Annotated in this window: 13 protein-coding genes and 1 pseudogene; 5 read left to right on the top strand and 9 right to left on the bottom strand. The window is 74.2% G+C overall.

Going from position 1 to position 13,986, the window contains the following annotated elements:
• Positions 1-71: 71 nt before the first annotated feature.
• From AC3ET3_RS19615 to AC3ET3_RS19595, 5 genes are all read right to left on the bottom strand, one after another.
• Entirely contained in the window at positions 72-968 is an 897-nt protein-coding gene (locus tag AC3ET3_RS19615; protein WP_435612558.1) for an STM4011 family radical SAM protein, read from the bottom strand.
• An 11-nt stretch (positions 969-979) separates the two neighbouring features.
• Positions 980-2,311 carry an STM4012 family radical SAM protein gene (locus tag AC3ET3_RS19610; protein ID WP_435612557.1) on the bottom strand — a complete coding sequence of 444 codons (1,332 nt, stop codon included), beginning with the start codon at positions 2,309-2,311 and terminating at the stop codon, positions 980-982.
• Positions 2,308-3,138, bottom strand: coding sequence for an STM4013/SEN3800 family hydrolase (locus tag AC3ET3_RS19605; protein ID WP_432135368.1), 831 nt, complete (start codon positions 3,136-3,138; stop codon positions 2,308-2,310). The genes AC3ET3_RS19610 and AC3ET3_RS19605 overlap by 4 nt, the downstream gene beginning before the upstream one ends.
• A gap of 64 nt (positions 3,139-3,202) precedes the next feature.
• Positions 3,203-4,405: an STM4014 family protein gene (locus AC3ET3_RS19600; protein ID WP_435612593.1), complete on the bottom strand. Its 1,203-nt coding sequence runs from the start codon at positions 4,403-4,405 to the stop codon at positions 3,203-3,205.
• A 99-nt stretch (positions 4,406-4,504) separates the two neighbouring features.
• Complete coding sequence (locus AC3ET3_RS19595; RefSeq protein ID WP_432135369.1) at positions 4,505-5,467, bottom strand: STM4015 family protein; 963 nt, start codon at positions 5,465-5,467, stop codon at positions 4,505-4,507.
• A 163-nt stretch (positions 5,468-5,630) separates the two neighbouring features.
• Between AC3ET3_RS19595 and AC3ET3_RS19590 the strand changes: the two genes are divergently transcribed.
• Both AC3ET3_RS19590 and AC3ET3_RS19585 read left to right on the top strand, forming a co-directional pair.
• Positions 5,631-5,957: a hypothetical protein gene (locus AC3ET3_RS19590; RefSeq protein WP_432135370.1), complete on the top strand. Its 327-nt coding sequence runs from the start codon at positions 5,631-5,633 to the stop codon at positions 5,955-5,957.
• 68 nt (positions 5,958-6,025) lie between these two features.
• Entirely contained in the window at positions 6,026-7,060 is a 1,035-nt protein-coding gene (locus AC3ET3_RS19585) for a DUF6745 domain-containing protein (RefSeq protein ID WP_435612592.1), read from the top strand.
• A gap of 5 nt (positions 7,061-7,065) precedes the next feature.
• On the opposite strand, the gene AC3ET3_RS19580 is transcribed toward AC3ET3_RS19585, so the two are convergent.
• Together AC3ET3_RS19580 and AC3ET3_RS19575 are read right to left on the bottom strand one after the other, a co-directional pair.
• Complete coding sequence (locus tag AC3ET3_RS19580) at positions 7,066-10,440, bottom strand: pyruvate carboxylase (protein ID WP_432156980.1); 3,375 nt, start codon at positions 10,438-10,440, stop codon at positions 7,066-7,068.
• Positions 10,441-10,663: 223 nt separating this feature from the next.
• Positions 10,664-11,491: a chitosanase gene (locus AC3ET3_RS19575; protein WP_432135372.1), complete on the bottom strand. Its 828-nt coding sequence runs from the start codon at positions 11,489-11,491 to the stop codon at positions 10,664-10,666.
• Positions 11,492-11,670: 179 nt separating this feature from the next.
• Between AC3ET3_RS19575 and AC3ET3_RS19570 the strand changes: the two genes are divergently transcribed.
• Entirely contained in the window at positions 11,671-12,147 is a 477-nt protein-coding gene (locus tag AC3ET3_RS19570; RefSeq protein WP_432135373.1) for a hypothetical protein, read from the top strand.
• A gap of 21 nt (positions 12,148-12,168) precedes the next feature.
• On the opposite strand, the gene AC3ET3_RS19565 is transcribed toward AC3ET3_RS19570, so the two are convergent.
• Positions 12,169-12,621: a flavodoxin family protein gene (locus AC3ET3_RS19565; RefSeq protein WP_432135374.1), complete on the bottom strand. Its 453-nt coding sequence runs from the start codon at positions 12,619-12,621 to the stop codon at positions 12,169-12,171.
• 51 nt (positions 12,622-12,672) lie between these two features.
• On the opposite strand from AC3ET3_RS19565, the pseudogene AC3ET3_RS19560 reads away from it, so the two are divergent.
• Positions 12,673-12,807, top strand: a pseudogene (locus tag AC3ET3_RS19560) (DUF2201 family putative metallopeptidase); the annotation flags it as partial.
• Between the two features lie 109 nt (positions 12,808-12,916).
• On the opposite strand, the gene AC3ET3_RS19555 reads toward AC3ET3_RS19560, so the two are convergent.
• Positions 12,917-13,150 (bottom strand): hypothetical protein, encoded by a 234-nt coding sequence (locus tag AC3ET3_RS19555; RefSeq protein WP_432135375.1) that lies wholly within the window; start codon positions 13,148-13,150, stop codon positions 12,917-12,919.
• 199 nt (positions 13,151-13,349) lie between these two features.
• On the opposite strand from AC3ET3_RS19555, the gene AC3ET3_RS19550 reads away from it, so the two are divergent.
• Positions 13,350-13,817, top strand: a complete 468-nt coding sequence (locus AC3ET3_RS19550) for a hypothetical protein (protein WP_432135376.1) — start codon at positions 13,350-13,352, stop codon at positions 13,815-13,817.
• Positions 13,818-13,986 lie beyond the last annotated feature (169 nt).

The following is a 13,986-nucleotide window of genomic DNA, read 5'->3' as shown; positions in this document are numbered from 1 at the left end:
GGGCCTTCGGACCCCGCACGTCCGTCGCCGGGTTCGCGGCGCGCCGTGGTCGACCGGCGGCGCCAAGACCGTCACCGGGCCGACGTGGACGACCCGGCGATCCGGTGTGCCCGGAGCACCGGGGGCGTGGTCGCCGGTACGCGTTCCAGGACGCCGCCCGCGAAGACGTCGTACAGCGGCAGGGTCTCCAGGTGGACGTAGCCGATGTGGCAGTCGCAGACCGCCAGCGGGCAGGCGCGCGGGCGCAGCGCCGCGCGGTAGGAGCCGTCGTAGAGGTTGCCGAGTTCGGCGCGGACGAAGTGGCAGCGGCGGACGGTGCCCTCGCCGTCGACCGAGAGCACCGACTCGCCGGTGCGGCAGGGCAGTCCGGCGCTGCGGTGGGGGTGGCGGCTGTAGGGGAACAGCGGGTCGAGGGCCGTCCAGCGGGCGGCCTCCTCGTCGTCGTAGGCGCGGCCCTCGGCGGCGTTCACCCACAGGTAGACGTGGTCGGGCAGCTCGGCGCGCAACCGGCGGGCGGCATCGAGGTGTTCGGGCAGGCCGACGATCCCGACGCTGAAGCGGACGCCCTGACCGGCGAGGTCCTGGGCCTTGGCCAGGAAGCGGTCGTGCGGGGTCTGCCCGGGGTGGTAGGTGCACCACAGGGCGAGGGTGTCGCGGTCGGCGCCGGCGAGCCAGTCGGTGCGGCAGCTGAGGTTGGTCTGGATCGCCACCCGCGCGATGTGCGGCAGGTGGGACAGCCGCACCAGCGCCCGCCGGTACCAGGAGCGGACCAGTCCCTCGCCCCAGGGGGTGAACAGGATCGACAGGCGGTCGCCGGTCTGGCCGGCGGCCCAGTCGGTGAAGCGCTCCAGGGCGGCGCGGTCGGCGCGCAGTTGCCCGGTGCTGTCGCGCCGCTTGGCGAAGGGGCAGTACGGGCAGTCGTAGTCGCAGGAGGCCAGCGGGCCCCGGTAGAGCAGGGTGAGGTCCATCGCGGTACGGCCTACTTCCGTTCGTACTGGGCCATGGCGGCCCGTACGGCCGCGGAGAACAGCTCGGGGCCGATCGCGTCGGAGTGGGCCAGGCCCTCGGGGGTGAGCCGGAGGTGGGCGCCGTCCCCGGTCAGCCAGCCGCGGTCGGCGAACCGGTCGAGTTCGGTGCCGAAGTCGTCGTGGGGCAGCTTGCCGAAGCGGGTGCGGTAGTCGTCGACGGGCAGTCCCTGCGCCTGCAGCAGGGACTGCAGGAGGTGGCGGCGGCGCGCCTCGTGCCCGTCGATCCGCCGGCCGTGTTCGGCGCGGGCGAAGTCGGCGGCGGGGCGGGAGACGTAGTCGTCGATGATGCCGCGTATCTCGGACATGCCGACGGCGTAGTCGAAGCTGTAGTGCAGGTGCCGGGTGTACGAGCGGGCGCCGCAGCCCAGGCCGATCATGCCGTCGGTCTGGCAGGCGTAGTCGTCGGGGCCCTCGGCCGGGGCGTCGGCGCGGCGGAACATGCGCATCGAGTGCTGGACGTAGCCGTGGGCGAGGAGGTGGTCGCGGCCGAGGCGGTACAGGCGCAGGCGCTGTGCGTCCCAGGCGGGGTCCGGGGCGGCCGGCCCGCGCCGGCCCAGACCGGTGAGGGGGCGGACGTAGAGCGGGTAGAGGTACAGCTCCTCCGGGTGCCAGGCCAGGGCGGCGTCCAGGGAGTGCAGCCAGGTGGCGTCGGTCTGGCCGTCGATGCCGTAGATCAGGTCCATGTTCAGTACCGGGATGCCGGTATCACGGACGCGGCCGAGGGCGGCCTCCACGTCGGCGCGGCGCTGCGGGCGTACGGCGGCGCGGGCCTCGGAGTCGACGAAGCTCTGCACGCCGATGCTGAGCCGGGTGGTGCCGCGCTCGGCCAGGACGGCCAGGCGGTCGGCGGTGGCCGTGGCGGGCGAGGCCTCCACGGAGAGCGGGATCGCGCGCAGGTCGGCGCCCATGCGGTGCTCGGCGAGGTCGCACAGCCGCTCCAGTTCGGCCGCCGTGAGGAAGGTGGGGGTGCCGCCGCCGAACGCGGCGGTGGCGAACCGCACCTCGGCGCTGTCGCCGAGGGCCTCCCGGACGGCGGTCGCCTGGCGTTCCAGTGCGTCGAGATAGGCGGTGGTCAGGCCCTCCGGGGCGCCGATCCGGGTGAAGAGGTTGCAGAAGCCGCAGCGGACCTCGCAGAACGGGATGTGCGCGTAGAGCGAGAGGGCGTCCTTGGGCTCCCCCGCCCACAGGCTGCGCAGCGACGGCCGGTCCGGCAGCGGGCGGTAGGCCGTCTTGTGCGGGTAGGCGTAGACGTACTGCTGGTAGGGGGAGACGGTGGGCGTCATCGGGTGGCCTCGGCGGTGGTGCGGTGCTCGGGGTGGAGGAGGAAGTGCGCGTAGGGCACGGTCCACACGCAGGGGTGGCCGAGCCGGTGGCCGGTGTAGCCGTCGTCGCCGTAGGCGGTGCCGTGGTCGGAACAGACGATGGCGAAGCAGGGGCGTCTGCTGCTCGCGGCGGCGAAGAGGCGCCCGATGTGCCGGTCGACGTACTCCAGCGCGGCCGCGTGGGTCTCCCGGGTGTCGCCGGCCTCGCGGGTGGCGCCGGGCAGGTGGAACCAGTTGGGCTGGTGCAGTGCCGAGACGTTCACGAAGAGGAAGAGGCGCCGTTCGGCGGGGAGTTCCCGCACGACCTGTTCGGCGCGGGCGACCTGGGCCTCGAAGGAGGTGGGCGAGGTGACGCCGAACTCCGGCTCCCAGTGGGACTCCTGGAAGAGTCCGGGCAGGACTGAGCCGAGCGGGCCGCGCTTGTTGAAGAAGCCCACTCCCCCGATGCACACCGTGTGGTAGCCGGCCGCGGCTAGGCCGGAGACCAGGTCGGGGGTGTCGTAGACATAGGTGCCGTCGGCGGTGGTCTCGCTGCCCGCGAACCGTGCGGCGAACAGTCTGGGGTGCGGGCCCGGGGCGGCTGGGGTGGGCAGGAAGCCCGCGAAGATCGCCTGGTGGGAGGCGTAGGTGAAGCTGCCGGGGGCGTGCCGCCGCGACCAGCGGCCGCCGGGGAGATGACGGGCGAGGTGGGGGATGCGGCCGGCGGCGGCCAGTTCGGCGGCGACGTCGTGGCGCAGGGTGTCGAGGGTGACGAGCAGCAGGTCGTGGCTGCCTACGATCCGGTTCATGTCGGGCCGGTCCGGGTCCGGGCACGGGTCCGGCAGGGGCATGTCCGGTGCCGCCGGGTCCGGTTCAGGCGATCGCATGGGGGTCCGTTCTGTCATGGTGCCGGTCGTGCAGGTCGTGCAGGTCGTGCCGGTCGTGCCGGTCGTGCTGGTCGTGCTGGTCGTGCCGGTCGGAGCGGTGTCCGTGCTGCTCGTGGTGGGCGGGCGCGTGGCGGCGCAGCGCGGCGGCGACCTGTGCCGCGTAGGTGTCCCGGCCCTCGGCGCCGCTGCCGGGCAGGCCGGTCAGCCGGGGCAGCAGGTCTCCGAAGGCGTTGACCTCACCGACCGCGACGCGGCCCCAGCCCACGGCGGGCAGCAGGTCGACGCCGACGCTCAGGGTGTGCGGGAAGCAGGCCGCGGCGTGTTCGCAGACGGCCAGGACGTCCGTCCAGGGGGCTCCCGCCGCGGACAGGGCGGCGCGGGCCTCGCCGAGGTCGCCGCGCCGGCCGCCCAGGTGGAGGTTGGTGATCGGGGAGGCGCTGGTGCGCACGACGGCGTGCGTGGCGCGTCCGGCGGTCACGACGACCCGCAGGTCGGCCGCCCGGCCGCGCTGTGCGGCCTTGGGCAGCCAGCGCTCCAGGTGGAGGCCGTCGGGGGCGAGGGTGTCCACGATGGCCGCGATGTTCCGTTCGTCGTCGTACCGCCGGATCCGCAGCGAGTTGAACAGGCGTCCGTCGGGGGCGAGTTCGACGGAGGTGGTGGCGCGAATCCGGCCACCGCCGGCCGACTCCACCGCGAGCACCCCGGAGGCGGAGGAGCCGTGGGCGAGCTTCACGAACAGCCGGGGCATCCGGTGCTCGCGCATCAGCGCGCGGACGTCGTCCCAGCCGCGCACCGGGGCCGCGTCGGCCCCCGAGGTGGGCGACGCGGGGACGGGCACGCCGGCCTCGCGCAGCACGGCGTGGCAGCGGCGCTTGTCGAACAGCACGGCGAGGTCGGCAGGGTCGTCGAGGCGGACGCCGCCGCGCAGGTCACCCAGCGCGGCGGTGAACGCGGCGTACCAGCGGGCCGAGCCCTCGACCCGGGTGGGATCGTCGGTGCCGCGCAGCAGCCGGTCGACGTGGGCGTCCTCGCCCGGGGAGTCGAGCCGGACGATCTCCTCGGGCGCGAAGTCGGCGCCGCCGGCGGCAAGGACGTCCGCCCAGGCGACGACGCGTGGCGCGGACAGTCCGGCGGTGCGCACGGCGTCGGCGAACAGCGCGACCCGGCGGTTGCCGGGGTTGCCGACCACCGCGAAGCGGGCCGCCGGGCGGGCCGAGCGGGCGGGAGTGCGGCCGCCGGAGCCTTCAGTGCGCCGTGGCCGCGCGGGGGGTGCGTCGGGCACGGCGGGTCACTCGCCCACCGCGACGTAGCGCCACACGGTGCCGTCGTCGTCCTCGTCCCAGTCGGCGTCGGCGCGGTCGAGGTCCAGCTCGACACCCGCGGGTTCCAGGGTCTGCCGCAGGCGCTCCAGCAAGGGCTCGGAGACGTAGTGGTGGTGCAGGTCGAGCTTCTTCAGGTGGGTCAGCGGCTGCCCGCCGAGCAGCGCGGCGGCGCCGTCGTCGGTCAGGACGCCCATGGACACGTCGAGCGTCTCGAGCCGGGCCACCACGGGCGCGGCGGCGAGGGCCGCGGCGACGGCGTCCTGCATCTCGCTGTTGCGCAGGGCGAGATGGCGCAGGCTGGGCAGGCGGGCGCCGGACAGGACGGGCTCCAGGTCGGCGATCTCGCTGTCGCCGCCGTAGTCGGGGGTGCCCAGCCACAGGTCGAGGTGGACGAGGGCGGGCAGGTCGCTGGCGCCGATGCCGCGTACCGCCGCCGCGGGCAGTCCGCCGGTCTCGACGGTCAGGGTGCGCAGCGACTCGTGGCGCAGGGCGGGGAACTCCAGCCCGGACCCGCCGCGCACGCCGAACTCCTCCAGGTCGGGAAAGCCCGACAGCAGGGGGGTGACGTCGGTCTGGTTGATCCAGGAGATCTCGCACTCCTCGGAGCCCATGTCGCCGAGGAACAGCGCCCGCAGGGCGGGCAGCCGGTCGCGGGCGGCGAGCAGCGCCTCGATCACGGAGGAGGAGTCGGTGTCGTAGGCCTCCTGCCACGCGCCGACGATCAGGGCGCGGACGCCGGTGGGGTCGACGGTGCCGAGGAACCGGGCGAAGGCCTGCTCCCACGGCTCGTCGGCGTCGTACACGTCGCTGGTGACGCGCCAGGCGACGGAGGCCGGTTCCGGGAGCCGGTCGGCCTTCGTCGCCTTCGGTGCGGGGAACGTGTACGCGGGCAGCCCGTGCAGGGACTGCAGGTGGTCGCCGAGGGTCATGGGGGCTGCTCCTGATCGGGATGCGGTGTGATGCCGCAGTTCTACCAACCGCCACTGACAACGCGCGGCGGCGGGGCGGCTTTCGGGGGGCGTTGTCAGTGGCGGGTCGTACGGTCGCGGTGTGGAGGCGGTGCGTCGTGTGCCGCCGTCGAGGGGAGCGCCGATGTACCGGCAGGGAGATGTGCTGATCGTGCCCGTGGCCGAGGAGGCGGTTCCGCCTCATGTCGCGGGGGCTCCGGGGGAGCCGCGGGACGGTCGGGGCCGGCTGGTGCTGGCGCTCGGCGAGGTGACGGGCCATGCCCACGCGGTGGTCGGGCCGGGCGTTCTGGTGCGCGAACCGGGGCCGTTGGGGCCGATGCTGCTGCGCCTGCCCAAGGGCGGCCGGGTGGTGCACGAGGAGCACGCGGCGATCGCCCTGCCCAAGGGGTGGTACCGGGTGATCCGGCAGCGGGAGTACGTGCCGGGTTCGGTGCGGATCGTGGCGGACTGAGGCCCGGCAGCACGGTGTCGCGGGTGACGGACAGAGGCGGACAGAGGCGGATCGAGGGTGAGGCGACGATGGTGACGCGGGTGGCGGACGTACAGCGGGGGACGGACCTGGACGCGGTCGCGCGGTGGCGCGGGTGGGCGGCCTCGACGGCGCCGGCCGACCGGGCGCGGGCGGAGGCCGGCATCCGACTGGCGTACCGCAACGCCGGGCTGGCCGAGCCGGAGCGGGTGGTGTGGGCGGCCTCGCCCCGGGAGGGGGTGGCGCTGGTGCGGGCCCTGGTGGACCCGGGCCCCGGGGTGCGGGAGGCGGTGCGCAGCGCGCCCTGGGTGCGGGAGCGGCGGCGGCTGCACGAGGAGTTGGGCGCCGAGGGCTGGGCCGCGCACTGGTCGGCGACCGGCGGCAGACTGTGGGACCTCACGCAGGCGCTGGTGGACCGGATCCGCGCGGGGGTGCTGGAGGAGGCCGGTGCGGACGGCTCGGCCGAGGTGCGGCTGGTGCTGCTGGACGCGGTGCTGGGTCAGCACGACGCGCCGTGGCTTGCGGCCTTCCCCACCGAGGGGTCGTCGCTCGACGGGCTGGCGGAGGTGTGCCGCAGCGCGGGCTGGTGGTGGCCGTTCGCGAAGGTGGCCGTGGTGTGCGAGCGCCCGGTCACCCTGCACCGGGACGAGGCGGGACGGCTGGACCGGGGCGACGGCCCGGCGCTGGCCTATTCCGACGGTTTCGCCCTGCACGCCTGGCGGGGCATGCCGGTGCCGGCGGCGTTCCTGGCGGAGCTTCGGACGCTGACCCCGCGCCGCATCCGGGAGGAGGAGAACGCCGAACTGCGCCGGGTGATGCTGGAGTTCTACGGCTACGAGCGATATCTGGCGGACTCGGGGGCGCGTCCGGTGCACCGGGACGAGACCGGTGTCCTGTGGCGGATCGACCTGGAGGGCGACGAACCGGTGGTGATGGTGGAGGTGGTCAACTCCACGCCGGAGCCGGACGGCACCCACCGCACCTACTGGCTGCGGGTGCCGCCCACGGTCCGTACCGCGAGGGAGGGCGTGGCCTGGACGTTCGGCGTGGACGCCGAGCAGTACGCGCCCGTTCGTGAGACCTGAGCCGGTCAGGCCAGTTCGACGAGCAGGTCGCCGCCCTCCACCTGCTGGATGCGGTTGATGGCGAGCCGGGCCACGCGGCCGGCCTTGGGTGCGGTGATGGCGGCCTCCATCTTCATCGCCTCGATGGTGGCGACGGTGGCGCCGGCGTCGACCTCGTCGCCCTCGGCGACCGACAGGGTGACCACGCCGGCGAACGGCGCCGCCACGTGCCCGGCGTTGGCGCGGTCCGCCTTCTCGGTCACGGGAACGTCGGTGGCGGCCGACCGGTCGCGGACCTGGATGGGCCGGAGCTGGCCGTTGAGGGTGGACATCACGGTGCGCATGCCGCGGGCGTCGGCCTCGCCGACGGCCTGCAGCTCGATCAGCAGGCGCACGCCGGGCTCCAGGTCGACGGCGTACTCCTTGGCGGGGCGCAGTCCGTAGAAGAAGTCCTTGCTGTCAAGGACGCTGGTGTCGCCGTAGGCCTGGCGGTGGGTGTCGAACTCGCGGGTGGGGCCGGGGAACAGCAGGCGGTTCAGGGTGGCCCGGCGTTCCTTGTCGAGGCCTTCGCGGTCCTCGGCGGTCAGCTGCGGCATCGGCCGGGTGTCGGCGCGGCCGCGCAGGGCCCGGGTGCGGAACGGCTCGGGCCAGCCGCCGGGCGGGGTGCCCAGCTCGCCGCGGAGGAAGCCGACGACGGAGTCGGGGATGTCGAAGCGCTCCGGTGTCGCCTCGAAGTCCTCCGGTTCCACGCCGGCGCCCACCAGGTGCAGGGCGAGGTCGCCGACGACCTTGGAGGACGGGGTGACCTTCACCAGGCGGCCGAGGATCCGGTCGGCGGCGGCGTACATCGCCTCGATCTCCTCGAAGCGGTCGCCGAGGCCGAGCGCGACCGCCTGGGTGCGCAGGTTGGACAGCTGACCGCCGGGGATCTCGTGGTCGTAGACGCGGCCGGTCGGGGAGGCGAGGCCCGCCTCGAAGGGCGCGTAGATGCGGCGGACGCTCTCCCAGTAGGGCTCCAGGTCGCCGACGGCCTGGAGGTCGAGGCCGGTGGGGCGGTCGGAGTGGTCGGTGGCGGCGACGATCGCCGACAGCGACGGCTGCGAGGTGGTGCCGGCCATGGAGGCGACGGCACCGTCCACGGCGTCGGCGCCGGCCTGGATCGCGGCCAGGTAGGTGGCGAGCTGGCCGCCGGCGGTGTCATGGGTGTGCAGGTGCACCGGCAGGTCGAACTCGCGGCGCAGCGCGGAGACCAGCGTGGCGGCGGCGGGGGCGCGCAGCAGTCCGGCCATGTCCTTCACGGCCAGGACGTGGGCGCCGGCCTCGACGATCCGCTCGGCGAGCCGCAGGTAGTAGTCGAGGGTGTAGAGCCGCTCCCCCGGGTCGGACAGGTCGGAGGTGTAGCACAGGGCGACCTCGGCGACGGCGGTGCCGGTCTCCCTTACGGCGTCGATGGCGGGGCGCATCTGGTCGACGTCGTTGAGGGCGTCGAAGATGCGGAAGATATCGATCCCGGTGGCCGCGGCCTCGTGCACGAAGGCGTCGGTGACCTCGGTCGGGTAGGGGGTGTAGCCGACGGTGTTGCGGCCGCGCAGCAGCATCTGCAGGCACAGGTTGGGCACGGCCTCGCGCAGGGCGGCCAGCCGTTCCCAGGGGTCCTCGGCGAGGAAGCGCAGCGCGACGTCGTAGGTGGCGCCGCCCCAGCACTCCAGGGACAGCAGTCCGGGCAGGGTGCGGGCGACGGTCGGGGCGACGGCGAGGAGGTCCTTGGTGCGCACCCGGGTGGCGAGCAGCGACTGGTGGGCGTCGCGGAAGGTGGTGTCGGTGACGCCGATGGTCGGCGACTCGCGCAGCCAGCGGGCGAAGCCCTCCGGGCCGAGGCTGACCAGGCGCTGGCGGGAACCGGCGGGCGGCTCGCCGTCGGGCAGCGGGGGCAGCTTGGTGGCCGGGTCGATCAGGTCGGGCCGCTCGCCGTGCGGCTTGTTGACGGTGACGTCGGCGAGGTAGGTGAGCAGCTTGGTGCCGCGGTCCGCGGAGGAGCGGGCGGTCAGCAGGTGCGGGCGTTCCTCGATGAAGGAGGTGGTCACGCGCCCGGCCCGGAAGTCGGGGTCGTCCAGCACCGCCTGCAGGAAGGGGATGTTGGTGGCCACGCCCCGGATGCGGAACTCGGCGACGGCGCGCCGGGCGCGGCCGATCGCGGCGGTGAAGTCGCGGCCCCGGCAGGTGAGCTTGACCAGCATGGAGTCGAAGTGGGCGCTGATCTCGGTGCCGGCATGGGTGGTGCCGCCGTCGAGGCGGATGCCGGAGCCGCCCGGGGACCGGTAGGCGGTGATGCGGCCGGTGTCCGGGCGGAAGCCGTTGGCGGGGTCCTCCGTGGTGATGCGGCACTGCAGGGCGGCACCGCGCAGGGTGACGGTCTCCTGGGACAGCCCGAGGTCGGCGAGGGTCTCCCCGGCGGCGATGCGCAGCTGGGCCTGGACCAGGTCGACGTCGGTGACCTCCTCGGTGACCGTGTGCTCGACCTGGATGCGCGGGTTCATCTCGATGAAGACGTGGTTGCCGTCGCGGTCGAGGAGGAACTCGACGGTGCCCGCGTTGCGGTAGCCGATCTCGCGGGCGAAGCGCACGGCGTCGGCGCAGATCCGGTCCCGCAGGGCGGGGTCGAGGTTGGGGGCGGGCGCCAGCTCGATGACCTTCTGGTGGCGGCGCTGAAGGGAGCAGTCGCGTTCGTAGAGATGGATGACGCCGCCCTGGCCGTCGGCGAGGATCTGCACCTCGATGTGACGGGGATCGACGACCGCCTTCTCCAGGAAGACGGTGGGGTCGCCGAACGCGGAGGCCGCCTCGCGGGACGCCGCCTCGATGGCCTCGCGCAGCTGGGCGGGGTCCTCGACGCGGCGCATGCCGCGTCCGCCGCCGCCGGCGACGGCCTTGACGAAGACCGGGAAGCCGATGTCGTCGGCGGCGCGGACGAGTTCGTCGACGTCGGTGGAGGGGGCGGTCGAGCCGAGCACCGGGACGCCCGCGGCGCGGGCGGCGGCCACCGCGCGGGCCTTGTTGCCGGTCAGTTCGAGGGTGTCGGCGCCGGGCCCGACGAAGGTGATGCCGGCCTGCTCGCAGGCCCGGGCCAGCTCGGGGTTCTCGGACAGGAAGCCGTAGCCCGGGTAGATCGCGTCGGCTCCGGCGCGGCGGGCCGCGCCGACGATCTGGTCGACCGAGAGATAGGCGCGCACGGGGTGTCCCGGCTCGCCGATCTCATGGGCCTCGTCGGCCTTGAGCCGGTGCAGCGAGTTGCGGTCCTCGTGCGGGAAGACGGCGACGGTGCGCGCGCCCAGCTCATAGCCCGCGCGGAACGCCCGGATCGCGATCTCGCCTCGGTTGGCGACCAGCACCTTGCGGAACATACGGATCCCTTCAGCCTGCCGGTGAACGGGACCATGGTGTCGGTGCGCGGCGCTGATGGCCATGTGAGCCGGGCCACTCACCGGCCGTCCGCGGCCCCTGTCCGGGCACGTGGGAGGCCGCCGGAGAGCGCCGGGCAACGGCTGGGAGAGCGCCGGGGAGGGCTGCGGGGCCGTGCGGTACCACCGCGGGGCGAGATTCCGGCGGTGGTACCGCTCCGGGGCGTCAGCCGATGTGGTAGCGGTCGCCGTAGACCTTCCAGTCCAGCGGCGGGTCGAGGTCGAGGTTGCCCTTGCGCAGGAAGACGCGCTGGGCCGTGTCGACGCGGCTGGTGTCGCTGTGGGCCTCTTCCTGCCGCATCGCCCATACGCGCGCGTCCAGGAACGCGTCGAGGTACCGCGTCTCGTCGCCGCCCCGGGCCGGCGGCTTCGCCGTGCGCAGGGCCCGTCGGCGTATGTTGCGGAAGCTGGTCGGGTCGTCGCCGTCGCCGTGCATGACGATCGCGTCGTAGTAGGCGAACTGGCCGAGGGCACGCAGGCCGTCCGTCCTGCCCTGGCGTACGGCCGGGTTGAAGTAGACCCGGTCGCGTTCGTCGTTCTGGGCGCGTTGGAACGCGGTGTCGCGGGCGGCCCGACGCCAGTCGCGCGGGAAGTCCGGGTCCAGGCCGGCATGCGAGTCGGTGCCGTCGACACGCCGCAGGGCGGGAAGGTAGCGGGCGAGGACGTTGCCCGGTTCGCGGTCGGTGTAGAGCTGGACGAGGTCGAGCATGTCACCGGTGCCGGAGCAGAAGCCGATGATGCCGGCGGTGTAGCCGCGCCCGTCACCGATGTCCTCGATGTAGCCGTACTGGGCCTTCCAGTCGAGCGAGGAGTTCTCCGCGCTCGACACCAGTTTCATGGCGATCTCCTTCTTGGCCGGGTCGTCCAGGCCGACGGCGGCGGGCGACGCGTGGGTCGCAGCCGCGGGTGAGCCGGCGAGCAGCGGCGTCACGGTCAGCGCGCCCATGAGGGCGAGGACCGTGCGGCGGGGGGTGTGCACCACGGGGTACTCCATCCGCTCGACAATTGTTAGGAAGCTTTACTACCAGATTGGAAAGGGGGGCGTAACCCTTCCGACCGCCTTGCTCCGTCCGAGTGGTCGCGAGCGCCGGGCCGTCGTAGCGTCGAGGGGTGTGGTGCCGACGGCCGGAAGGCCGCCGGGCCCACTTGATCGGACCGGCCGGGGAGCGGCGCATGCGCGGACACACCAGGACATCGACGGTCGCCCTCTGCGCGGCGCTCGGGCTCGCCGCCTCCCTCGGCGCGGCGACGGCCTCTCCGAAGGCTCCCGCGGCGCGGGCCACGGCACCGAGCGTGGCGGCCTCCGCCGCGGGCCGGACGGTACTCGTCGACTGCCTCGGGCACCCACGGGTGCGGCCGGGCGAGTTCGTCCTCGCCTGCGGCGACGGCAACAGTCGGCTCGCCTCGCTCCGGTGGAAGCGGTGGGACGCCGACGTCGCGGTGGCCACCGGCGTCAACTGGCTCAACGACTGCGACCCGTACTGCGCCGCCGGTACCTTCCACGCCTATCCGGTGACGGTGCGGCTGGACCGGCCGCAGAGCTGGAAGACCCATCCCGAGCAGCGCCGCTACGGCCGGATCGGCCTCACGTACACCGAGCAGCGGCCCGACGGGACGGCACGCACGGTGTCCTTGCCCCTGATGGGCTGACCGCACCGGGGGTCCGGCCGGTCAGCCCATCAGGCCGGCGGCGACCGCCGCCCCCAGCTCCCAGCACGCCTCGACGTCCGCCTTGGTGGGAGCCCCGGTCACCGTGACCGGTTCGGCGGCGCGGCGCCAGCCCAGCCCGGTCGTGATGGCGTCGATGCCACGCACCGCGCCGGTCACGTCGTTGCCGCCGTGCACGCAGTAGCCGAACGGCCGGCCGCGGGTGGTGTCCAGACACGGGTAGTAGACCTGGTCGAAGAAGTGCTTGAGCGCCCCCGACATGTAGCCGAGGTTGGCGGGGGTGGCCAGCAGGTACCCGTCGGCTTCCAGGACGTCGGAGGCGGTGGCGGCCAGGGCCGCCCGGCGCACCACGCGGACGTCCTCGATCTCCGGCGCGCTCGCGCCGGCGAGGAGCGCCTCGAACAGCGCCTGGCAGTGGGGAGAGGGAGTGTGATGGACGATCAGCAAGGTGGCCACGTCTGCGAACCCTAGAGCCACCCGTCCCGCGCCCGCATCCCGGAAGACCCGGATCTGCCCGCGGGGTTCGACCGGGCACTGCGGGCGCGGCCTCGGCCGGACGTCGTGGTGGCGCTGACCGACGGCCGGACGCCGTGGCCCGCCGCCCGGCCGCCTTGGCGGACGGTGGGGGGCCTGTCCCCCCGGAGGCGGTCGGCACGGCCGGCCGTGGCTCGGCCGTTCGCAGCGGCCCGCCCGGAGGCCGGACGTGCGAGGACCCGGGCCCGTGCACGAGCCCGGGTCCTCGACCGGCGGGTCAGCCGGTGAGGCGGGAACGCAGCAGATCCTTGCCCAGCTCCGCGCCCTTGCGGCTGTCCGCCTGAGCCTTGCGGAACAGGTCCGCCAGCTCGGAGTCGTCGGTGCGCTCGGCATCCTGGATGTACGTCTCCAGGCGGAGCGCGTTGTCCAGGCACGCCTCGACGTACCAGATCAGGTTGTAGTCCTTGTCCCGGGTGCCGATCACATCGCCGGTCTCGGTACCGGTGGCCATATACGGGCCTCCTCCCTGCGTGCGCTTGGTCGTCGGCTGCAGCGCGGGACGGGTACCCCGCGGGGCACGGGCCGAACAAGGGCGCGGGCATCGAACGAAACAGGGCGAAACGCCAGGCCACGCCACCCCTTCCGCCACGTAGAAATATCTACCAGCATGCATATGCCAGGCGGCCGCACGGACGGACACGGAGCCGGACATGAGCGATGCGATGTGGAACCGCGGCGTGGAGTGGCTCGCCGCCGCGGCGACGGATCCCCGGGCCTGCAAGCGGGAGTGGGACCAGGGTCAGGGCATCGCCCTGCTGGCGGCGGGCCGGTTCTGGGACGTGCTGAGCGTCCCGGACCGGCTGGGGTTGCTCGCCCTGGATCTGCTGTGGCAGCCCGCGCTGCCCCTGCCGGGGCCGACGTTGGTCGACACCGCCGCGCGCCGGGTCGGCTTCTTCCTGCCGCCCGAGCCCGGCAGCCTGTGGGTCGGGGCGGGGGTGCGGCACTCCGGCCGGGGTGCCTGGATCGCCGTGCCGCCGCCGTACCGGCCCACCCGGAGCCTGGAGTGGCTCGTCCCGCCGGACGGCAGCGGGCTGCTGCACATGCCGACGAGACTGGAGGCCGCACTGCGCCGCGCCAACGGCACCCTGGCCGTGCTGACACCGCCGCTGGAGGCGTGACGGCCCGGCAGGCCCCGGCGCCGGGCAGGACCGGACGGGCCGCTCGCGGCCCCGGCGTCCGGCACGAGTTCGGGCGGACGCCCGCCCCCGGCGCACCCCGTCGCACCCTTGTCGCGCCCCCGGAGTCAGCGACGGGTGCGGGCGGGCGCGCCCTCGTCGACGCGGTCGC

Source organism: Streptomyces sp. bgisy159, assembly GCF_057707805.1.
The sequence above is the reverse complement of the archived record's forward strand: the minus strand, read 5'-3'. Positions and strand labels throughout refer to the sequence as shown.